The sequence below is a fragment of the Nostoc sp. UHCC 0252 genome, from assembly GCF_034931145.1.
Lineage (GTDB): Bacteria > Cyanobacteriota > Cyanobacteriia > Cyanobacteriales > Nostocaceae > Nostoc.
The window spans coordinates 1-22,474 of the sequence record NZ_JAYGHE010000029.1 but is presented as its reverse complement, the minus strand read 5'-3'; the positions used below and the strand labels follow the sequence as shown (position 1 = coordinate 22,474).

The window sequence follows — 22,474 nt, the reverse complement described above, 5'->3', positions numbered from 1 at the left end:
CTGCTGTGCCCCTACCTGTGTACTTCATTTACCTGAAAAACGCTGTAAGTAAGTCGGTGCAATAAAATCAAACTATGTAAACAAAAGTAAATAAGACTCAAACTCTTTCTCCCCCTGCTCCCTGCCCCCTGCTCCCTGCCCCCTGCCTTATTGCAACAATAATTTCGCTTAGTTAGATTATCCTACGACTAAAGTCACCAGGGCGTTGGAGATTTTATCTAAGGGGAGAATGAAATCTACGTTGCCAGTTTGAATTGCAGCTGAGGGCATCCCGGAAAATTCGGCAGTTTTTACGTCTTGGACAATGATAGTACCGCCCATTTTTTTAATTGCTTCTACTCCTATCGCGCCGTCGCTACCCGTTCCAGTTAGCACAATAGCGATCGCTCTTTCTTTATAAATGGCTGCAACCGATTCAAATAATAGGTCAGCCGCAGGACGTAAAAAATGTACTAATTTCGACTGTGATAAGGAAAGCGTGCCGTCATCCTTAACCAACAAGTGACGATTGGGAGGAGCAATGTAAGCCGTTCCTGGGGTAAGATTATCTCCCTCCTTTGCCTGCTTGACGGTAATATCTGTGCGCCGATTAAGAATTTCTGCCATGAGTGAGGGATGTGCTGGGGCAAGGTGTTGCACAATAGCGATCGCGGCTGGGAATTCTGCGGGTAGAGCCGATAGCAGTTTAATTAGAGCAGTGAGTCCGCCTGCTGAGGCTGCGATCGCTACAATATCAAAGGCAGCATTAGTCAAATGAGGTGGATTATTGTTGGCATCTTTTGCCGTCTGAATCATGATTTTTCGGCTGTCAGTACCAACCAAGCTTGTTAGCTCTAAAGAGCATTAGTAAATTTACAATTACTCATCTTTCTTTATAGAAATTATACAGTATATTTGGACTAATTTACTGTTTTTTGCCTTTATCTGTTGAGCTTATCTGTTGATCTTCCTGCTCTAAAATACGCTTTGCCTGCAAAAGTTGCTGCCTATGTTCTTCACTAAGTGTCGGGTATTGCAGATTTAGTTCTTCCAATTTTGTGCAGATGATATTGGCGACTACCAGGCGTGTAAACCATTTGCGATCGGCAGGAATAATATACCAAGGGGCCCATTCTGTACTAGTATTATTGAAAACATCTTCATAAGCATTCATATAATCATCCCAAAAAGCTCGTTCTCTGACATCGCTATCTGAAAACTTCCAATTCTTTTCAGGAAAATCAATCCGTTCTAAAAAACGTTTTTTCTGCACTGCTTTAGAAACATTGAGAAAAAACTTCAGAACGATCACACCATTGTCTACTAAATATTTTTCAAAGTTATTAATTTCTTCAAAACGTTGTTTCCATATCTTATTCCCATCAGGAAAATAAGGAAGTTGTTGCTTTCTCAGCATTTCTGGATGGACACGAACCACTAGAGTTTCTTCATAGTATGAACGGTTAAATATCCCAATCCGGCCTCTTTCTGGCAAAGCCTTAGTTGTTCGCCACAGGTAATCATGGTCTAATTCTTCCGTACTGGGACTCTTAAAACTGAAGACCTGAAATCCTTGCGGGTTAACCCCAGAGGTTACATGCTTAATTGTGCTATCTTTACCAGCAGCATCCATTGCTTGAAAAATAATCAGCAAAGAATATGTGTTTTGAGCATAGAGAATATTTTGGTAATTTGCTAATCGCTCAACATCTGTCTGTAATTTGGTTGCAGCATCAGCTTTTTGATGAAAATCAGTTTTATAAGCTGGATCATAGTTTTTTTTCAGAGAAATCTTTGAACCTGGTGGAACAATGAAGGCATCGTAATTCATATATAGGACTCCTATTTTATTTTTGAACAAAACTCAGTACAGCTCTTTTTAAATCCCCTTTATAAAACTTAATTCTGAATTACGTAAAGCCTGCGGCATAGCTTTGCTTAGAGCGCAGCGTAGCGAGTCAGCAAATGTAATTACGAATTACGAATTACGAATTATTTCTATTTCCCTCGCTTTGGCATAGGACGCATCGCTTCTCGCCCTAACATAAACATCCCCGCAACACCCAAGCTGACAAACCAAACATATTGATACCAATATTGTCGAATCTGCTCACCAGTGCTGAGTTCTGGATGCAACGTATTTAAGTACAGCAGCAGCACTAATATCATCAGCGCCCCAAAACCAATAAAGCTTAAACCAACATGAATTCGTACAGGTCGCAGTTCAAAATCACTAACACTGTCTAGGTCAATCTCTGCCAATTCCTTAAACGAGTCATCTGCTAAAGATGAGGTTGCTTGCAATTTATTGCTCAGTTTTGGTGGCAAAATCGGCGACAGTGTTGCTACAGTTGGGCGGCGTAGTAAAGCCTCAGTATCTCGCAACAGTTGCAATGGCTTACGAGTAGTAGTTGGTTGAGCAAAGTCTATATTGTCTGTAGAAGTTGGGGTATTGGCTTTACTTTCAAAATCCATAGTACGCTTTAGAAGAACCAGGATATACATAGCCTAGCGAATCAGGCGAGAAAGGAGCATCCACTTTTGGCGGATTGCCCTCAGACTAGAAGTCTGGGGCTATACAAACTAAACCCGCCTTCGCGGGTTTCAGAGAGTCCGCGAAGGCGGACTTCGTTTGTGTAGCCGCGATTTCCAATCGCCCAGTATTTCTTCCAAAAGTGGATGCTCCCGGCGAGAAATTCGTCAAAATAATTTTAAAAAAGAATTCAGAACCCGGATTTCTCACAAGCTGCTTTGCGTATAAGTAATAAGTAATGAGTAACAGGTAATAAGTTAAGAATTTTACTCATTACTCCTTACTCACTACTCATTACTCCTTTATTCGAGGTGTGGTGAGAAATCCGGGAGAAGCGTCTCCGGTTTTGCTCCTGATTCCTGAATTCTGTTTCTAATTAATCATCCATCTCTTTTAATGTAGCTAATGCCGACGGAGATAAGCGACTGAGATAACGGAATATCCAGTATTTAAAAATGGTGTTTAAAATCACTGGGAATGTGGCAATAAATAAAAATACAGCGTTTTTAGTGGCTGGCAAACCTAAATGTTCTGTCAATCCTTCAAGAATAACTTCCCACCCTTCTGGTGAGTGAAATCCTACGAACATATCTGTAAATAGAATAATTAAAAATGCCTTAGCACTATCGCTTAGTCCATAAACAATACGATCTATAAAAGATTGCACAACCACAATTTCTTTTTTGCTCAAAAAAATAAATATACTAAAAGAAATCAATGATATCAAATCAGCAAAAATATTACTAATAGAGTTATTACTTCTTATTTTGAATCTCTCAAATACATCAATTACTTTATCTTTTAGTTCTTCTTGTATTACTTCTGAGGATAGTGGTAATGATTGATCTAGTAAAAACTTAAACCTCAAACTTTGTTGAAAATTATATAATTCATGCAGAGCTTCTTGTTCCATATCAGAATTAATGAAGACTTGAGATATATTCTCTCCTCTCACTTTTTCTACTATGGGAATTATTAATAATTCTTTAGATAAAACATGAGTCAAAGTAGGTATGATAATTAAAGCTATAAAAAATCTAATAGCAATTTTTGTCCTATTTTTAGAAACTCGAAAATTTCTAACAAACTCTTCTTCTGTCTGAGGAGAAAGTTCTCTTTTAATTCTATTTATATTTCTGCCAACAGAACCAGGTAAAGTCCCAGTTTGTTGATTTAGAAGCAGGTTATTAATATTTTTAATATTAGATGAGTCTGGCTGTTTGTTAATTTGACTCTGGTTAATTGGTATTGATTGAGGATTGGGTGCTTCATCTTTGATAGCATATTTCTCTACAATTTCGTCAATTATTTTTAAGTTGTCCAATAAGACAGAATTCGAGATATTGACAACTCCCCGACTAAGACGGAATTCTGCAAGCCTGATTTTAATAATAGTTAAATTTTTATCAAGGTATCCTTGCCAGTAAGACATCACATTCTCAGTATAATTTACTGATTTTGACGAGATTTTTTTGCCGCCAAAATGTTCTACCTCAATGTTTTTAATTCTCTGGGCTGCTTGTTGAGCCTCTAAGAGTGATCTTTCTGGTGTATCTAAAAACCAATTATTCAGCGATCGCAAATACTCTTGAAAATTTTGGCGGAGTAGTTCTGCTATTCTAGTAAATGAATTTTTCATTACATATATAAATAAACCTTGACTTTCCGGGAGGGGCAATTCATAAATTGCCCCCATCCGTGTAGCTTTGCGTCAGTACGAAGGAAGTAATTTTTTAACCACAGAGACGTAGAGAATACAGAGTAAAGAGCTTAAAGAGGAATATGTCTATGCTCTAGTTTAAAGTGTAAATCTACAAGCGATCGCAAACGCTACTCTATAAATTAGCATCACTCAAACTTGGAAGTTTCAACATGATAGCCTCACCCCAACAAAACTACTTCAGCGTCCAAGACTATCTCCAAATGGAGGAACAGAGCAATATCAAGCATGAATATATAGACGGTTACATCTACGCAATGGCTGGAGCGCTTGATTCACACGTTACCATAGCCGGGAACCTGTTCGCTCTCCTGCGTAATCATGTACGCGGTTCTGGTTGTCGTGTTTACATCGCTGACATGAAAGCCAGAATTGAATCTCTGAATCGTTTTTATTATCCTGATGTGATGGTTACTTGCGATCAACGAGATCAAGAAACGCCAAGTTATAAAAGATTTCCCTGTTTAATTGTCGAAGTTTTATCTAATTCTACAGAAGCCTTTGACCGAGGCGACAAATTCGCCGATTATCAAACAATAGAAAGTCTGCAAGAGTATATATTAATTAATACCAAACGTCAGCGAGTCGAGTGTTTTCGACGCAATGAGCAAGGGCTGTGGGTTTTACAATCCTACACAGCAGAACATCAATCATTTCGACTCAACAGCGTGGATTTTGAGGAAACAATGGCAGCACTTTACGAAGATGTAATTTTTGAATAATCAACTGATGATTGGGTATGCTACACAATTTTTAGTACACTAAATATCTATTAATATCTTCAACGCTTCCTAACCCGGCGGAGGCATTGAGCAAAACAGACACAATTGATTGCATAAAAGTTATGGCGCTCATAGTTCAGAAATACGGTGGTACATCTGTCGGTTCAGTGGAACGCATTCAAGCTGTTGCAGGGCGTGTTTATAAAACTGTCAAAGCTGGAAACTCTCTTGTTGTAGTGGTTTCGGCAATGGGCAAAACCACCGATGGACTCGTCAAACTAGCTAATGAAATTTCTCCCAATCCTAACCGCCGGGAAATGGATATGCTGCTTTCTACTGGCGAACAAGTAACGATCGCCTTACTCAGCATGGCTTTGCAAGAACTTGGACAACCAGCAATTTCTATGACTGGCGCTCAGGTAGGAATTGTTACCGAAGCCGAACACAGCCGCGCTCGAATTTTGCATATTGAAACTAATCGTCTCAGTCGCCATATAAATGAAGGCAAAGTTGTTGTTGTAGCAGGGTTCCAAGGCACATCCAACGCCGGGGAAATGGAAATTACAACTTTGGGGCGTGGTGGTTCTGACACCTCGGCGGTGGCGATCGCAGCCGCATTAAGAGCTAATTTTTGTGAAATTTATACAGACGTTCCAGGGATTCTGACTACAGACCCCCGCTTAGTTGCCGAAGCCCAGTTGATGGATGCCATCACCTGCAATGAAATGTTGGAACTAGCTAGCTTAGGTGCAAAAGTGTTGCATCCCCGCGCTGTGGAAATTGCTCGCAACTATGGTGTTCCCCTTGTAGTTAGGTCTAGCTGGACAGATGCCCCCGGTACTTGGGTAACATCAGCCAAACCCCAAGGGCGATCGTTAATTAATCTCGAAATTGCTCTCCCGGTGGATGCTGTAGAATTTGACACTGACCAAGCAAAGGTAGCTTTGTTGCGCGTACCCGATAAACCAGGCGTAGCAGCAAGGTTATTCGGCGAAATTTCTCGGCAAAAAGTAGACGTAGATTTGATTATTCAGTCAATTCATGAGGGTAATAGTAATGACATTGCCTTTACTGTCACCACACCAATTTTAAAACGAGCAGAAGCAGTAGCAGCAGCGATCGCCCCAGCACTGAGGAGTCAATCTCATCCCAAATCTGACGAAGCCGAGGTAATGCTAGAACATAACATTGCCAAAGTCAGCATCGCAGGTGCAGGAATGATTGGCCGTCCCGGCGTGGCTGCAAAGATGTTCGCCACCTTAGCCGAAGCTGGCGTGAATATTCAGATGATTTCCACCAGCGAAGTGAAAGTAAGTTGTGTAGTCAATGCCGCAGAATGCGATCGCGCTGTCGCTGCACTCCGCACTGCCTTTGAAATAGAGGCAGGGGGCAGGGAGCAGGGGGCAGGGGGCAGGGAGCAGGGGGCAGGGGGCAGGGGAGAAATACTAACTCCTAACTCGTGTACAGACGAGATTAATCGCGTCTCTACTCCTGTGCGCGGTGTTGCTTTGGATTTGAATCAAGCGCGTCTCGCTATTCGGCAATTACCAGATCGGCCAGGGATGGCGGCGAAGCTATTTGGATTATTGGCACAGCATAATATCAGCGTTGATATGATTATTCAATCTCAGCGTTGCCGGGTAATCGATGGTATTCCCCGACGAGATATTGCCTTTACAGTCTCGCGGATGGATGGAGAAAATGCCAAAACAATGCTTACTCAAGTAGCGGCAGAGTTAGGATGGGGTGAAGTTGTTTTAGATAGTGCGATCGCTAAAGTGAGTATTGTCGGTGCGGGTATGGTAGGACAACCAGGTGTTGCTGCAAAAATGTTTGAAGCGCTAGCCCAACACCAAATTAATATTCAAATGATTGCCACCTCAGAAATTAAAATTAGTTGTGTCGTCGCCCAAGAGCAAGGTGTTAAAGCTTTGCAAGCCATTCATGCCGCTTTTGAACTAGCTGGTAGTGAAAAAGTTGTCGTGCCAGCGTAAAACTAAATTTTGAATTGCTGATTATCTATTTTGAAATGCCCATTTTTCCATCATGGCTACCATTTCTGAAAGTCGGCGTTCACCACACCAAACTAAATCAAGTTTTTTAAGTTGATTTAGACTGATACCACCTTCTTCATCAGCAATGCGGTGATATTCTTTATCTCCCATTGCTGCTAATAAATGTCCAAAGATAATCATTTCATCGAACTGGGGATTTGTCTCTGGATCGTTCAAAATTGCCATTGCTCGTTCTTGCGATAGTCTTTGGAGAGCATTGACAATAAATTTTGTGGGAAAATCAACATCCTTCAGCTGAGGATGACGCGATACTAATCCAGCTAACAGCACTCCAAGATAAGCCGCCGCTTGAGAATTACTCAGTAACTCCATTTCTTGGATAGCAATGTCAGTTAAATTAGTAAAAAATGCACACCCTAACTGCTGTTCGATGGCGGTGACTGGATCTAAAACTAATGAGGATTCTAACTGTGCTTCAAATGCTGCCTGATGCTCCTGTGGCACTTGGGTAAGTAGGACTTGCTTGGCGCGATCGCCTATAATCAGACTGCGATCATATCCAGAGCTAAAGTCTTTGCCCGGTTCCAAACCTTTACTCACTAAAATTTGAAAGACGTTACCTTGAGCCTCTTCTGCCATCTGTTCATATTGGGCTTGTCCAAGAAAAATTTGACAAAACCAACTGTGGCTGTCAGAGTCGCATTCAACTATTACCTCATTAACAATCAGATCAGTTAACTTTTCTGATCCCAGAATCCTTTGCCACTCTACAATTAAGCTATTAATAGCAGCGATATCACGGTAATTGAGCGCCTTGAGCAATTGACGCTTTGCATTAGCTACCAAGCTTTTTTTTCGCCCAAATACGTTGATTTTCAATTTTTTATCTGGATTTATAGATAATTCAACCTACTATTTTTTTACCTTATTTAAGGATTAAATGTCATGAGTGGGATTGCTGAATAATCCAGATCAAAATATCCCCCTCCGTGTGTATTTACTTGCTTTACCAAGCCTGTTTAGGCTTACAAAGCCTAATTAAATCTGGTAATATGTAAGCGGGTTAAGCTTGTAACAATCTCTTAATGAATAAATATTACAAGCAATATGCAGCATTAGCTAATAATTAATACTTTTACTTGCCAAAATGACATAATTTTTCTATTTTCTTTAACAAAGTAGCAGTAATAATACGTAAGCTATAATTAAATAATTTATCAGACTATATTTATATTGATGCGTATTCATTTACTGGATGGACGTTACCGAATACTAAAAGTTCTGAATGATGGAGAAAAGGAAAAAATCTATCTAGCTGAAGATGCTAATCTTCCTAGCAGCCGATTTATAGTGAGGCAGTTACGTAGTTCTAGTAGTAATCCTCAAGCTTTAACTATCCTGCATCGCTTGTTTGCCAGCAAGACAGCAACTTTAGAAAAGCTAGGTCAGGAAAATGACCAAATTCAGAAGCTAATTGCTTATTTTGAAGAGAACGAAGAGTTTTATATAGTTCACGAATTCATCCCTGGTAATCCTTTAACTAACGAAATTATCCAAGGAAAACCTCTGAGTGAAGACCAAGTAATTAATCTTTTATCAGAGATATTACAAATTTTAGTGATTGTACATAGCTATGGTATAATTCATCGGGATATTAAACCAGCAAATATTATTCGCCGAGAATCAGATCAAAAGTTAGTTTTAGTTGATTTTGGTATTTTGAATGAAGCCATAACTAATACTGTCGATCATCTCGAATATATGCCTATAGAACAAATTAACGATAACGTTAAGTATAACAGTGATATATATGCTCTAGGTATAGTTGCGATCGCAGCACTTCTAGGTTTATCTGAAAACGAAATATCTAAATTGCGGAGTCAGAAAAATCGGCTGACAGGTGAAATTGTTTGGTGGAACAAGAATCTAAAAGTTAACAGAAAATTAGCAATAGTTCTTAATAAAATGGTACGCTTCGACTATCGTAAGCGCTACCAATATGCAACGGAAGTTTTAGACGATCTCAAAAAGATCGCAAATGTTGAACACGAACAGCAAAAACAGCATCAGAAAAAATTATTACTAGTTCTCACGGGGGTAGCTAGCTGTATTGCAATTGGTGTTGGAGTATGGCAATTGAGATTGCCAAAACCTGTAAGTGATGCTCAACAGACATTATACCAAAAAGGATTAAATAAATATGCCACAGGAAACTATGAAGGAGCGGTTGAAGATTTAAATCAGGTTATTCAATCAGATCCGCAAAATGCTTTGGCTTATAATAAGCGAGGTGATGCTTATTATCGATTAGGAGATTATGAGCAAGCCCAAGCAGACTCTAGCCAAGCAATTTTACTCAATCCTCAAGATGGTAATGCCTATTTTGATCGAGGATTTGCTCTTTCGGGATTAGGTAAATATAAAGAAGCGATCGCAGACTATACTCAAGCGATTAAGTTAAATTCTGAAGATGCTTATGCTTATTATGGCCGGGGGTTAGCCCGTGCTCAACTGAAAGATAATAAAGGCGCAATTGGAGATTTTAGCAAAGCGATCGCCCTCAAGCCTCAATATACCGAAGCCTACTTACAGCGAGGAATTCTCCGTCGTCGCCTCAGACAAAGACTTGAAGCAATCAAAGATTTTGATACAATAATTAAGATTAATCCTAGTGATGCTAAAGCTTATTATCAAAGGGGTTTAACTCAATCTATTAATAACCAAAAACATGCAGCCCTTAAAGATTATACAGACGCAATTAACATTAATCCCAAATATATAGAAGCATATCTTAATCGAGGTGATGTTTACAGCGACTTAGGAAATAAAGTCGAAGCTACTGAAGATTACAACACTATTTTACAGATTGATCCTAAATTTATTGCTGCTTATATTCACAGAGGTATTCATCGCTTTTCTTTCGGAGATTATAAAGGTGCTATTGAAGATTATACTGAAGCCCTGCAACTAGATCCTAATGATGTAGCAGCTTACAACAATCGTGGTAACGCCTATCTCGAACTGGGAAATAAAAAAGCTGCAAATCAGGATTATTCACGCGCGATCGCAATTAATGGCAACAATGCCTTAGCCTACTATAACCGGGGTGTGATTCGCACCAAGCAGAAAAATAAACAAGGTGCGATCGCAGATTTCAAAAAAGCTGCAAAACTCTTCCAGCAGCGAGGTGAAAAAGATAGCTATCAAGATGCACAGAGAGAAATTGCGATTCTGCAAAATAAGTCAGCACCAGCAAAAAATTCTCGTCCTAAATCGGGGAAAACGGAAAAAAACTGAGCGATGACTCAATACCGTCATTTAATTGTATGATGATCCCTATGCTAATTCTCCTCACTTTTTATCCAGATAATCTGGAAATATTTACCCATAGAGATGTCGATACAGTACTGAAAAAGATTGATACTTCTCACAATATTTGGTTGCGCTGTATTCAGTTCCGCGATCGCACTGGAACTGCCAAAATTACCAAGCACTTTGAACTCGATCCATCTCGCGTTAATATGATTTTCAACCATTCCCCTTTAGGAATTGATGAAGACGTAGAAGATTGTTTATTTGATAGCTATGAAATTCTAACTGCTCAAACAAAAAACAATGAATTTGAAGTTGCACGTGGCAATATTGTGGTTGGAAATAATTTTATCATTACATTTGAAATCACTGAACTGAAAGTTTTAAGCATTCTAGCTAATAATTTGCAAAAGCGCCCTCTTGATATTAAAAAATGGGGAGTTGACTACCTATTCTATCTGATTTTTAAAGAAATTTTGAATAATTACCATACTGTATTTGACTATATTTCTAGAAAACTTGATGATTTAGAAGACGAAGTTTTAGATAATTCTGGTGATGAATCAACGTACCAAAGAATTGCCGCTATGAGGCAATCGACTCGTTCAGGACGGCGTAATTTTCAAAGCATTAAGTCACTTATGACTATTATGGATTCCGAAGATTTCCAATGGATCACCCAGCCGGTAAAAGAACTATTCAAAGAAGAATTGGTTCATCAAGTTGATAAATTATGGCAAGAATATCAAGCTTTGAGAGCTTGGATGTCAGAACTAATGGAAATTCAGCGTGATAATATTGCTAGTAAAACAGGCGAACGAATTAATCGTCTGACTATCCTATCGACCGTATTCTTACCAATTACTTTCATGTCTGGTTTCTATGGGATGAACTTCAAATATATGCCGGAACTAGAGCAACCTTGGGCTTATCCTGCTGTGATCTGCGTGATGGTATTAATTGTGATTTGTAGTATTGCTTATGTCAAAAAACAACGTTGGTTGTAGTATCAAGTTACCAATAAAAAGATCCCCGACTTCTTCAAGAAGTCGGGGATCTGAGCCTGTCGGTGGAAAGCAAATAGGATTACTATATATAGCGGTTCTCATTTACGTAAGTAAGTGTCAACTTAACGTTAAAAGGGCGGTTAGAAACCGCGTCTACACAGACAAAACCCACCTTCGTGGGTTAAGAATCTTTGATTTTGTATTAGTCCACGTTCGCGTAGCGTTCCGCAGGAAAGGTGGACTTTGTTTGTATAGCCGCAAATTCTATTCGCTGAAGTTGACTGAATCAACCCTAAATCGGTAAATAAACGTGAATCTCCCACTGATTATCCGTGCTGAAGAACACAACCAGAAAATAGCCATTGCTACAACGGATGGAGCATTTACTTATCGAGATTTGCTCCACACTTCCAGTCAAATAGCAACAAGTCTTCTTCAGAACAGAGAAGATTTACAAGAGGAGCGAGTCGCCTTTCTCGTCCCGCCTGGGTTTGAGTATGTAGCCACCCAATGGGGGATTTGGCGTGCTGGTGGCATAGCTGTACCTCTGTGTGTTTCCCATCCACGCCCAGAATTGGAGTATGTAATTACCAATTCTGGAGCATCGATTATTGTTGCTCATCCTAATTTTGAGGGTATGCTGCGTAGTTTACCGCCGCAGGCATCGCTCGCCGAATCACTAAATTTAAGATTTATCCTTACCTCAGAAACCCTCCCATCTAATATTGCTCGTCTTCCAGAGGTAGATATCACTAGACGCGCTTTAATTCTCTACACTAGCGGTACAACAGGTAAACCGAAGGGTGTGGTTACAACCCATCAAAATATTCAAGCGCAAGTGACTAGCTTAAATACCGCTTGGGAATGGACATCTAGCGAACGCATTTTACATATACTTCCACTACATCATATTCATGGAATTATTAACGTCCTGACTTGTGCTTTATGGGCTGGGGCGGAGTGTCATCTGTTGAGCAAGTTTGATACCGAAACCGTTTGGAGGCGAATTTGTGACGGTAACTTAACCTTATTTATGGCAGTACCAACAATTTATGTAAAGCTAATTACTGCTTGGGAAAATGCCTCTAAAGAACACCAAAAAAGTATGTCAGAAGGCTGTGCTAAGATGCGTCTGATGGTTTCCGGCTCGGCAGCATTACCTGTTCAAGTTTTAGAAAAATGGCAAAGTATTAGCGGCCATTTTCTCCTTGAGCGATATGGGATGACGGAAATTGGTATGGCGCTATCAAACCCTTTACACGGTGAAAGATTGGCTGGATATGTAGGAAAGCCTCTGCCTGAAGTCGAAGTAAGATTAGTAGATGAAAACGGAGATTTAGTCCCAACAGGAACACCAGGAGAAATCCAAGTGAAAGGGCCCGGAGTGTTTCTAGAATATTGGCAAAACCCCGAAGCAACCGCCAAAGCCTTCCAAGATGGCTGGTTTTGTACTGGAGATACCGCAGTAGTTGAAAATGGCAACTACCGTATTCTGGGACGGATGAGTGTGGATATCATTAAAACCGGAGGATATAAAGTTTCAGCTTTGGAAATTGAAGAAGTATTGCGATCGCATCCAGATATTCTAGAATGTGCAGTGGTTGGGGTTGCAGATATAGAGTGGGGTGAACGAGTTTGTGCTGCATTAGTATTGCAAGGGTTACAACCTTTGACATTAGAAGCTTTTAGGAGTTGGGCAAAAGAGCGATTAGCTGTTTATAAAGTGCCAACCCAAATTTTGATAGTTGAAGAATTACCGCGCAACGCTATGGGGAAAGTGACTAAGCCAACAGTGGTTGATTTATTTTGATAATGGCATCAGTTAAAGGTTGAGGTAATTGCACATTTGTCAAGAGGGTGTGTGAAAAGGTGACATCAGCTTGGATACAATTCCCTGATGTTAATTGAGCAAATAAGCACCATTAAAACAAATAGTTGTCTTGCATAAGGATGAAATTAGAATCTACCAAAGAATAGTTTTTACAATTTCACAAAAGCAATTATGGTGTTATTACTAGCTGTTTTCTATCAACTACTAATATCATGTCCGGTTAAATAATTGTCATTGCGAACGAAGAGAAGCAATCCCAAAAGCCTTGCGATTGCTTCATTCCACTTCGTTGCACTCGCAATGACATATCATAAGTAATTTGCCGGACACGATATAATACAGCAAAATTTTGAATTCAGGAGTCAGAATTCAGAAGGAAAACAGAATTTACGCAAGGCTTTGAAATATAGGTTTTGTACCTCTTAAAAAACTGTATTTACATTTTCACGCTTTTGGAATATTTATTTCAGTCTATAAATTTAGATGAGATAAATAAAATACACCGAGATTTACTAGTCTTTGAATTTAGCCTTTTAATATGAAGGGAGCTAACTCCTCATGTCTCTTTTTAATTTCTACTCACAGAGACTTAATCTTCAGCAAAGTCTCAAAAAATTTTGGAGAATGAATGCGCCGATGACCTTCGTTGGTGTTTTCACTTTTGTGCTATTGCTGTTAATGTTGCCAGGACTGCTGATTGATGAGCGTGTTATTACTGGCGCACCCGCTTGGCTCAAACCCTGTAAGTTTGCGTTTTCAACTTCAGTGTATTCATTCACTTTTGTATGGCTGTTGGGTTTGTTCAAACAACATCAGCGACTTGCTAGTTTGGCTGCAAATGTCACAGCTTTTGCATTAGTTGTACAAATAATAGTCATTATAGTTCAGGTAATACGAGGTACAACTAGTCACTTCAACTTTAGTACTCCTGAAGATGAAGCCCTCTGGAAATTTATGGAAATTGCCCTGCTTTTCCTTTGGGCAGCAACTTTGGTTACAGCTATTTTATTACTGTTAGAACGCTTGGATAACCCTGTTTTAGCGATCGCATTACGGTTTTCGCTTTTCTTAACCTTTATTGGTATGGGCTTGGGCTTTTTCATGACTCTACCTACACCTGAACAGAATTCGGCATTGGCGGCAAGTCAGCCAGTATTACATATTGGCGCTCATAGCGTGGGAGTCAAAGACGGTGGCCCTGGTATCCCCATACTTTATTTAAGTACTCAGGGGGGTGACATACGACTTCCTCATTTACTGGGTATCCATGCCGTGCAAGCTTTACCATTAGTAAGCTGGTTCATTACTTCAGTTTTGTCACACCTAGAACAGCGCACACAGACGGCTCTAATGTGGATTGCTAGTTTTGCGTATGCTATGCTGATGTCCCTATTCACTTGGCAAGCATTGCGGGCCCAGCCGATAACTTCCCCCGATGCACTTACTCTGACTGCCCTAGCTGGGTTAGTTGCAGTGACTTTAGTTGCAACGGGAATAACTTTATTTATTGACCGCTACCAATTGCTCAAAACGCAAAGTTTTAGCGATTAGAGTTCTGGCTTTTTGAGGAGAGCAATTGATGGTAGTTTTGATGATGTTTTGCTATCTATATCAGAACTACCACGAAGTCTTTCTATTTTTTGTTTGAGTTTCTTGATTAATAAAACCTGAGTTCGACCAACCTCTCTCTCTCCCTGCCTTGAACTAAAGTTAAAGTTTGTCCCTCTCCGAGTCGGAGAGGGAAGGTTTTGCATAATAAGGTTAATACCTGAACCAGGCATAAGTAACTCATACCAATTCTGTATGAAGATGCGCCTATAAGTGTAAGAAATAAAGAACGAACCGCCAAGAGCGCCAAGTACGCCAAGAAATAAGAAATTAAGAGATTTAGAGCAGCTTCACAGAGAAATGGTATCAGGCATAAGTAACTACGCAAAATTAATTACAGTCATTGAGAGCGAAGCGTTCGCGGAGCGTCTCGTAGAGATAGCAATCCCAGCCCTTGCGATTGCTTCATTTCGCTTCGCTGCATTCGCAATGACATTGTGTAATTAATTATGTTTACCTACTTAACACAACACTATTAATAATTAAATCTCTACTGGCTCCTGATCAAATTTCGCCATCAATTCTACAAGAGCTTTCTTGTCTGGTTTTTGACCATCCTTGAGCAGTTCGGCTAACCCTTCAAAATACTTTTCGCGTTCTCCTGCTGGACAAAACATGATTAATAATTTTGCAGCCTGAGTTCCTCGATTAGCAAATGTATGAGGCGTATTGCGTGGAACCAAAACAAATGCCCCCGGTTGCCCCTGTACTATTTGATTGCCAACTTGAATTTCTACTTCTCCTTCCAGAACGTAAAACATTTCTTCCATTTGTCGATGAATATGCAGTACTGGAGCAGTTCCACCGGGTTGTATTAAGTTTTCAAACAATCCTAAATGACCATGAGTATCAGCACCAACGACCTTAAATGTTATTTCGCTATTACCAGTAGTTAGATGATTACCTTCCCCTGGCGCTAAGACAATTTCTTTAACTGGTAAACTCATCAACGCTCCTACTTATGAAAAGCTTGTTTTGCAGATTGCTAGTATAATCTAGGAAGAAAAGCGGAAACAATAATAAGTATTAGGAATAGTTAAGCCTCGTAAACAGGCTGTGAACGCGGTTACGTTCAAAGATAATTATATAATTATTACCACTAGCGATCGCTACATTGATAATGTTGTACCAAAATCCAATAAACAAGTTGCAAAAATTCATCCAAAAACAAAGTTTTTTGCATATAGGGATTTTTCTGACAATTCTGTTAAGTATCATATTGTTCAATTGGGTAGCACTCTCGCAGCGACCAGTTACCCTCAGTATGTTGATTACTGCCCCTGATGCCCAACCTTGGAAACAGGGTTTGATTAGAGACTTTGAGGCTGAAAACCCAGGCATTCGGATTAATTTAGTTGAGGGGCCGAATGCCACAAATTTGCTCGAAGACCTGTATACCTCATCTTTTATCTTAGGTGAATCCCCTTATGACTTGGTGAATATGGATGTTATCTGGACACCCAAGTTTGCTGCTGCTGGATGGTTGTTACCCCTAGACGATCGCATTTCCAAGCAAGAGTTGGCAGTATTTTCACCCAAGGATGTAGAAGGCGGACGTTACCAGAACAAGTTGTACCGCGTTCCCGTGCGTTCTGACGTAGGAATGCTCTACTACCGGGAAGATTTAATCAAAGAAGCAGGATTGAAACCGCCAGAAACCTTTGAGGATTTAATGCGAATTTCCCAAGTCTTGCAGAAGAAAGACAAGGTTAATTGGGGCTACGTTTGGCAGGGGCGGCAATATGAAGGGCTCGTGGCAATGTTTGTGGAAGTCCTTAATGGCTTTGGTGGCTTCTGGGTTAAGCCCGAAACGTTGGAGGTTGGGCTGGATAGCCCAGAAACATTACAAGCAATTGAGTTTTTGCGTAGTACCGTCAGCCAAGGCGTTTCTCCTCCTGGGGTAACAACCTACCAGGAAGAAGACACCCGGCGTTTATTCCAAAGTGGTCAAGTAGCCTTTTTACGCAGTTGGCCTTATGCATGGCCTTTAGCCCAAGAAAAAAATTCGCCAATCCGAGGCAAAATTGCAATTAAACCGATGGTTCATGCTCCTGGTAAAACTAGTGCAGCTTGTTTAGGAGGCTGGGGTATAGGGATTTCTAAATCTTCTAAACATCCCGAAGAAGCTTGGAAAGCAATTCAGTACTTTACCAGTCGGGAGGCACAGCGCCGATTCATTTTGAGTGCAGGCTATGTACCAAGTCGCCGGGATTTATTCACAGACCCAGAGATTGTTGCCAAATATCCCCACTATCCGCAATTACTGGAAGTTGTGGACAATGCAGTTTTGCGATCGCCAGTCGCGCAATATGCCCAAACCTCAGATATCTTACAGCGTTATCTCAGCGCTGCCCTATCCGGTCGGACAAATCCAGAAAGAGCAATGCAAGCTGCTGCTAATGAAACACGCCGACTGTTGGGGGCAGGGGGCAGGGGGTAGGGAGCAGGGGGCAGGGAGCAGGGGAGCAGGGAGCAGGGGGAGAAGAATTAATAACCAGTCCCGAATGACCAATGACAAATGACCAATGACTAATGACTAATGACTAATATGCATACACTCCGAAGCCGAGAACAACGGACTGCTTGGATTTTACTAACACCAGCATTATTGCTGTTGTTGTTTGTATTTGCCTACCCGATTTTACGAGCATTCTGGTTAAGTGTATTTACTAGGAATTTGGGAACGGAACTACAACCCGTATTCTCTGGTTTAGAAAATTATGTGCGGATGGCAGGGGACGGTCGTTTCTGGCAGAGTTTCTCGGCGACGGCCGTTTTCACGACAGCATCCGTGCTTTCAGAACTACTGCTAGGACTCTTGATTGCCCTAGTTCTCAATCAGGCGTTTTTTGGAAGGGGCATAGTGCGGACAATAGCCATTCTACCTTGGGCTTTGCCTACTGCTCTGATTGGTCTGGCATGGGCTTGGATTTTTAACGACCAGTTTGGGGTTGTAAACGATATTCTGCGGCGGTTAGGGCTGATTACAACTGGAATTAACTGGTTAGGAGATCCTACTCTGGCGATGGGTGCAGCAATCTTTGCTGATGTTTGGAAAACTACACCCTTTATCAGTATTCTGCTGTTGGCTGGCTTGCAGTCGATATCAGCAGACCTCTACGAAGCCTACTCTGTCGATGGGGCAAATCCTTGGCAAAGCTTCCGTAATATTACTCTGCCACTGCTGTTGCCACAAATCTTAATTGCAGTCCTATTTCGATTTGCTCAAGCTTTTGGGATTTTCGACTTGATTGCTGTGATGACCGGGGGTGGCCCTGGTGGTGCAACTGAAGTGGTGTCGCTATATATCTATTCTACGGTGATGCGCTACTTAGATTTTGGTTATGGAGCAGCGCTAGTAGTAGTGACATTTTTAATATTAATTGCTGCGGTGGCGATCGCTAGTTTCTTGCTTAATAAATCCCGTGCCAAAACATCAGGAGTTATTTAACTATGAGTTCAACTCCACAATCGACAGCAAAAACTAGGTTTTCTCTGAAAAAAATCCTGCTGCTAATAGCGGTTGCATTTGTAATGTTATTCAGCCTAGCGCCAGCCTTATGGCAATTGCTGACCTCGTTTAAAGTTAACGAAGATATTGCTGCCGTTCCTACTGTTTATTTCCCCACGCGATTCACTTTTAGTCATTACATTGAATTATTCACTCGTCGTCCATTTTGGCGCTACATCTTCAACAGCGCCTTTGTGTCCATTACTTCTACAGCTTTAGCTTTAGCGATAGGCGCACCTGCTGCTTATGCGCTGGCACGGTTACGCCCTTGGGGTGAACGAGCTATCCTCGCTAGCGTTCTGATGGTGACTTTATTTCCGGGAATTCTGTTGTTTCTGGGACTGTTAGAAATTATCCAAGCCCTTAGATTAGGCAACAACTATCTGGCGCTGATTATACCCTACACTGCTATCAATTTACCTCTAACAATTTTAGTACTCAGAAGCTTTTTCCAACAATTACCTAAAGATTTAGAAGATTCTGCTAGAGTCGATGGTTACAACACCTTTCAACTACTGTGGCAAATCGTGTTGCCTATGACCCTTCCCGCCTTAGTAACTACTGGAATTCTCACCTTTATTTTTGCCTGGAACGAGTTTATCTTCGCTCTAACATTTATGACTCGTGAAGAGATGAAGACGATTCCCGTTGCTGCTGCTCAGTTGGGTGGTGCGACAGTATTTGAAATTCCCTATGGTGCGATCGCTGCTGCTACTGTTGTAGGAACGTTACCTCTGGTTTTACTAGTTTTGTTTTTCCAGCGCCGGATTGTCCAAGGTCTGACTGCTGGTGCTGTTAAAGGATAAAAAAATGGCTAAACTCGAACTCAAAAATTTAAATAAAACTTATACTTCCAAAGTCGTCCCGGTCAAAGACGTTAGCTTAACAGTAGATAACAATGAGTTTCTGACTTTACTTGGCCCTTCTGGCTGTGGCAAATCCACTGTTTTACGGATGATTGCAGGTCTTGAAGAACCGACTCGCGGTCAGATTAAGATTAACGAGGTGGATGTCACCTATAAGTCAGCAGGCGATCGCAACATCGCAATGGTATTTCAAAGTTATGCCCTGTATCCGCACATGACAGTGTACGACAACCTCGCTTCTGGACTCAAGCTGAAAAAAGTACCACCTACAGAAATTAAACAGCGAGTGGCAGAAGTCGCAGAAATTTTAGGATTAGCAGATTTAATGAACCGCAAGCCTGGCGAAATGTCTGGAGGTCAACGCCAACGAGTTGCGGTTGGTCGTGCTTTGGTGCGTAATGCCGATGTGTATCTGCTAGATGAACCCTTAAGTAACTTGGATGCGCTGTTGCGCGAACGAGTTCGAGCCGACCTCAAACAAATTTTTGCAGATCAAAAAGTCCCTGTGGTTTATGTTACCCATGACCAAACAGAAGCAATGACACTTTCCACGAAAGTAGCTTTGCTCAACGATGGCTATGTTCAGCAACTTGACCCACCCGAAATCATCTATAATCATCCAGCTAATTTATTTGTGGCTGGATTTGTTGGTAGTCCTCAGATGAATTTGCTAACTCTTCCTTGCAAAGAACGATACGCAATACTAGGGGACTTTCAAGTACCTCTGCCAAATATCCCAACTGTACCACCCCAGATTGTGCTAGGTATCCGCCCAGAAAATGTTCGCATTGCCCAACCAGGTGATACCCAAACTATCCAAGGGCGAGTGTATCTAGTAGAAAACTTGGGTATGCACTATTTGCTCAGTGTCAGGGTTGAGGGTTCACAAACTGGAGCTATTACAGTACGTGCTTTGTTACCAACAGACCAAAATTGGAGTGCTGAAGATATTACACTGACATTACCTCCTGAAGATATTCACTGGTTTGATGTTCAATCTGGCCATGCGCTTGTCAAGAGACAAATGTTAAATGTGAAGGACTAGTAAAAATCGCAATTTCGGAAGTTAATGTGTGATCAATTTTCTATATATTTAGAAGATAAAACTTTCATCTCTAGCGTAAAAATACTACCTTTTTCCACCTGACTTTCGACTTTTAGAATCGCTTGATGTTTTTGGGCGATCGCCACAGCTATCGCTAGCCCTAAACCTGTGCCTCCGGTTTTACGAGAGCGGTCGCCGTCAACACGGTAAAAGCGATCAAAAATTCGCTTTTGATCAGCAAGCCCAATCCCAATCCCCGTATCTTTCACCGCAATGACCGCAGTGTAATCACTCTTGACTAAGCTAACAGTTACATATCCCCCTCTGGGTGTGTACTGGATGGCATTGGCAATTAAATTTGACACTAAACGGTAAAGTTGCGATTCATTACCTAGAGTATAAATCTCGCAAGTGGGAATTTGGCAGCTTAAGTTAATATCAGCAGCAGTAGCCAGTTCTAAAAATTCTTCGGTCAAATCGCTCACCAAATCATTTAAGCAACAGGGCTGAAAAGGTTTTGCCCCTAAATTTTGCTCATGTGAATTTTGCTCCAGACTGGTTAACAAGAGTAAGTCTGCAATCAAATGGCTCAACCTTCGCCCCTGTCGCTCAATAGTATGAAGCATTATTTGCATATCTTGTTGATTTGATTGCGGTATGCGGAGAATAGCTTCCACAGTCGCCAACAGGCTAGCCAGGGGCGATCGCAATTCATGGGCAGCATTAGCGGTAAATTGTTGCTGTTGCTGATAGGACTGGTAAATCGGCTGCATTGCTAATCCTGAAAGCCACCAACTGGAAGTAGCAACCAAGCTCAGAGCAATAGGCAAACCAATCGCCATAATCCATTGAATCCGCCTGATTTCCGCATCAAAATGTTCTAAAGTGCGGCCAATTTGCAAATAGCCCCAGGATGATTCTACATTTGCTTCATTAGCTAGATGATGGGTATTGGCGCTATGCAAAATCGTGGTGAATTGGTGATAGCGAATGCCGTTAGCCGTGCGAAAGGTTTGCCATGAAGTGCGGTTGAGAGTTGGCGGCAGAGATAGCGGTTGGTTGGGTGAAAAAGCCAGGAGTTTCCCTTGATGATTGAACAGCCGAATATAATATGTGGTGCGATCGCTGATGCCGATGGTGTGCCGTTGAATCAGCGTTGGGGTAGCCTTACAAGGTTGTCCACTTACACAAAGATCAGGAAAAATTTGTTGCAGCACAGCAGTCGGTTCTTCGGAAGGCGGTAACAGTGGTTCAACGCTATCGTGTAAAGTTCCAGCAATTGATTCAATTTCGCGCTCCATTGCTGCCCAGTTTGTCTGTACCATTGCGCGATACATCCCCAAGCCAGAAACACTCAAAATCACGCCCATGACTCCGGCATACCAAAGGGCTAACCGTAGACGACTGCGCCGAAAAAGAGAGTAGCTATTCATAGCCGAGAATCAACTTGAGAGTTAAAACGATAGCCAGCACCTGGAACGGTTTCAATCGGGCAGGGACAGCCATGATTTGCTAACTTGCGACGTAGTAAGCGCATTTGCGCCGCAACTACATTACTAATCGGTTCTTCATCCATGTCCCAAAGTTGTTGACGCAATTTACTACCGGGAATGATGCGATTGGGATTCTGCATCAAATACATGAGCATCTGAAATTCTTTGGTGGTTAAGGGAATGACTAGGGGCGTAGATCCATCTGAATTTACTCGTAGGACATTGTTTGCTGTATCCAGAGTAAAACCTGCAACAGTCAAGGTGGATGGTTGTAGTTGAGGCGATCGCCTCTGAAGGGCCCGCAACCGTGCCAGCAATTCTTCCATCACAAACGGTTTGACTAAATAATCATCCGCACCCGCATCCAACCCCGCCACGCGATTTTCCGGCTGACCCAAAGCTGTGAGCATCAGCACTGGTAAGGGATTTTGGTGTAGTCTGAGCTTTTGACATAACTGTAATCCCGACATTTCGGGCAGCAGCCAATCAACAATAGCAACTGTGTAGTCTGTCCATTGGCTTTCCAGGCACAGCCATGCTTGAGTACCATCTGTTACCCAATCCACGACATATCTTTCACTAATTAAGACTTGCTTGATTGCCAGTCCCAAATCTGCTTCATCTTCCACCAGTAAAATTCGCATTGCTCCAGGGAAATCAACCATGAAGCTCTGATCTTACAAAAACATCTGCAATTTCACCTGGATTTCATCTGCCCTTTGGCAAATTAATTCAGTATCCATTGTGAAGAGTGATTATGAAACCTTTTATGCTTTTGTGAGTTCGAGAGTTTACTAGCGCCTGGTGAAGCGGGTCGTTAAATACGCCACTT

19 protein-coding genes are annotated in these 22,474 nt (G+C 41.4%); 10 read left to right on the top strand and 9 right to left on the bottom strand.

Translation table 11 applies throughout. The annotated features are described in order from the left end of the window. Nucleotides 1-177: 177 nt before the first annotated feature. The 4 genes from VB732_RS17365 to VB732_RS17350 all read right to left on the bottom strand — a co-directional run bounded on the left by VB732_RS17365 (nucleotide 178) and on the right by VB732_RS17350 (nucleotide 4,151). On the bottom strand, nucleotides 178-795 hold the full coding sequence (locus VB732_RS17365; RefSeq protein ID WP_323232122.1) for a chemotaxis protein CheB: 618 nt from the start codon (nucleotides 793-795) through the stop codon (nucleotides 178-180). Nucleotides 796-904: 109 nt separating this feature from the next. Further along, on the bottom strand, nucleotides 905-1,810 hold the full coding sequence (locus VB732_RS17360; protein ID WP_323232121.1) for a polyphosphate kinase 2 family protein: 906 nt from the start codon (nucleotides 1,808-1,810) through the stop codon (nucleotides 905-907). A 167-nt stretch (nucleotides 1,811-1,977) separates the two neighbouring features. After that, nucleotides 1,978-2,454 (bottom strand): hypothetical protein, encoded by a 477-nt coding sequence (locus VB732_RS17355; RefSeq protein WP_323232120.1) that lies wholly within the window; start codon nucleotides 2,452-2,454, stop codon nucleotides 1,978-1,980. A gap of 434 nt (nucleotides 2,455-2,888) precedes the next feature. After that, nucleotides 2,889-4,151, bottom strand: coding sequence for a proton extrusion protein PcxA (locus VB732_RS17350; RefSeq protein ID WP_323232119.1), 1,263 nt, complete (start codon nucleotides 4,149-4,151; stop codon nucleotides 2,889-2,891). Between the two features lie 233 nt (nucleotides 4,152-4,384). Here VB732_RS17350 and VB732_RS17345 point away from each other — a divergent pair, with 233 nt between their 5' ends. Then, the gene (locus VB732_RS17345; RefSeq protein ID WP_323232117.1) at nucleotides 4,385-4,954 is read left to right on the top strand and encodes a Uma2 family endonuclease; all 570 of its coding nucleotides are present in this window, start codon (nucleotides 4,385-4,387) and stop codon (nucleotides 4,952-4,954) included. A gap of 122 nt (nucleotides 4,955-5,076) precedes the next feature. Continuing rightward, entirely contained in the window at nucleotides 5,077-6,948 is a 1,872-nt protein-coding gene (locus VB732_RS17340; RefSeq protein WP_323232115.1) for an aspartate kinase, read from the top strand. A 21-nt stretch (nucleotides 6,949-6,969) separates the two neighbouring features. Here the strand turns inward: VB732_RS17340 and VB732_RS17335 are convergent, their stop codons facing one another. Then, nucleotides 6,970-7,848 carry a hypothetical protein gene (locus VB732_RS17335; RefSeq protein WP_323232114.1) on the bottom strand — a complete coding sequence of 293 codons (879 nt, stop codon included), beginning with the start codon at nucleotides 7,846-7,848 and terminating at the stop codon, nucleotides 6,970-6,972. 357 nt (nucleotides 7,849-8,205) lie between these two features. Between VB732_RS17335 and VB732_RS17330 the strand changes: the two genes are divergently transcribed. The 4 genes from VB732_RS17330 to VB732_RS17315 all read left to right on the top strand — a co-directional run bounded on the left by VB732_RS17330 (nucleotide 8,206) and on the right by VB732_RS17315 (nucleotide 14,670). Beyond that, on the top strand, nucleotides 8,206-10,266 hold the full coding sequence (locus VB732_RS17330; RefSeq protein ID WP_323232113.1) for a tetratricopeptide repeat protein: 2,061 nt from the start codon (nucleotides 8,206-8,208) through the stop codon (nucleotides 10,264-10,266). A 41-nt stretch (nucleotides 10,267-10,307) separates the two neighbouring features. After that, nucleotides 10,308-11,288, top strand: coding sequence for a magnesium transporter CorA family protein (locus VB732_RS17325; protein ID WP_323232192.1), 981 nt, complete (start codon nucleotides 10,308-10,310; stop codon nucleotides 11,286-11,288). Nucleotides 11,289-11,598: 310 nt separating this feature from the next. Further along, on the top strand, nucleotides 11,599-13,098 hold the full coding sequence (locus tag VB732_RS17320) for an acyl-CoA synthetase (RefSeq protein ID WP_323232112.1): 1,500 nt from the start codon (nucleotides 11,599-11,601) through the stop codon (nucleotides 13,096-13,098). A 579-nt stretch (nucleotides 13,099-13,677) separates the two neighbouring features. Next, nucleotides 13,678-14,670, top strand: a complete 993-nt coding sequence (locus VB732_RS17315; protein ID WP_323232111.1) for a hypothetical protein — start codon at nucleotides 13,678-13,680, stop codon at nucleotides 14,668-14,670. On the opposite strand, the gene VB732_RS17310 is transcribed toward VB732_RS17315, so the two are convergent. Both VB732_RS17310 and VB732_RS17305 read right to left on the bottom strand, forming a co-directional pair. After that, nucleotides 14,667-14,873, bottom strand: coding sequence for a hypothetical protein (locus tag VB732_RS17310; RefSeq protein WP_323232110.1), 207 nt, complete (start codon nucleotides 14,871-14,873; stop codon nucleotides 14,667-14,669). The two genes, VB732_RS17315 and VB732_RS17310, sit on opposite strands and share 4 nt — an antisense overlap. Nucleotides 14,874-15,209: 336 nt before the next feature. Continuing rightward, on the bottom strand, nucleotides 15,210-15,674 hold the full coding sequence (locus tag VB732_RS17305; protein WP_323232108.1) for a cupin domain-containing protein: 465 nt from the start codon (nucleotides 15,672-15,674) through the stop codon (nucleotides 15,210-15,212). A gap of 173 nt (nucleotides 15,675-15,847) precedes the next feature. On the opposite strand from VB732_RS17305, the gene VB732_RS17300 reads away from it, so the two are divergent. The 4 genes from VB732_RS17300 (at nucleotide 15,848) to VB732_RS17285 (ending at nucleotide 20,149) form a co-directional block, all read left to right on the top strand. Then, nucleotides 15,848-17,167: an ABC transporter substrate-binding protein gene (locus VB732_RS17300; protein ID WP_323232107.1), complete on the top strand. Its 1,320-nt coding sequence runs from the start codon at nucleotides 15,848-15,850 to the stop codon at nucleotides 17,165-17,167. A gap of 99 nt (nucleotides 17,168-17,266) precedes the next feature. Then, nucleotides 17,267-18,178 carry a sugar ABC transporter permease gene (locus tag VB732_RS17295; protein ID WP_323232106.1) on the top strand — a complete coding sequence of 304 codons (912 nt, stop codon included), beginning with the start codon at nucleotides 17,267-17,269 and terminating at the stop codon, nucleotides 18,176-18,178. Nucleotides 18,179-18,180: 2 nt separating this feature from the next. Next, the gene (locus VB732_RS17290; protein WP_323232105.1) at nucleotides 18,181-19,044 is read left to right on the top strand and encodes a carbohydrate ABC transporter permease; all 864 of its coding nucleotides are present in this window, start codon (nucleotides 18,181-18,183) and stop codon (nucleotides 19,042-19,044) included. Nucleotides 19,045-19,048: 4 nt separating this feature from the next. Then, a complete protein-coding gene (locus VB732_RS17285) occupies nucleotides 19,049-20,149 on the top strand; it encodes an ABC transporter ATP-binding protein (RefSeq protein WP_323232103.1) in 1,101 nt (366 codons plus the stop codon). Nucleotides 20,150-20,181: 32 nt separating this feature from the next. Here the strand turns inward: VB732_RS17285 and rppB are convergent, their stop codons facing one another. Together rppB and rppA are read right to left on the bottom strand one after the other, a co-directional pair. Beyond that, a complete protein-coding gene (gene rppB / locus VB732_RS17280; RefSeq protein WP_323232102.1) occupies nucleotides 20,182-21,582 on the bottom strand; it encodes a two-component system sensor histidine kinase RppB in 1,401 nt (466 codons plus the stop codon). Next, nucleotides 21,579-22,286 (bottom strand): two-component system response regulator RppA, encoded by a 708-nt coding sequence (rppA, locus tag VB732_RS17275; RefSeq protein ID WP_323232191.1) that lies wholly within the window; start codon nucleotides 22,284-22,286, stop codon nucleotides 21,579-21,581. Before rppA ends, rppB begins: the two co-directional genes overlap by 4 nt. Nucleotides 22,287-22,474: the final 188 nt, after the last annotated feature.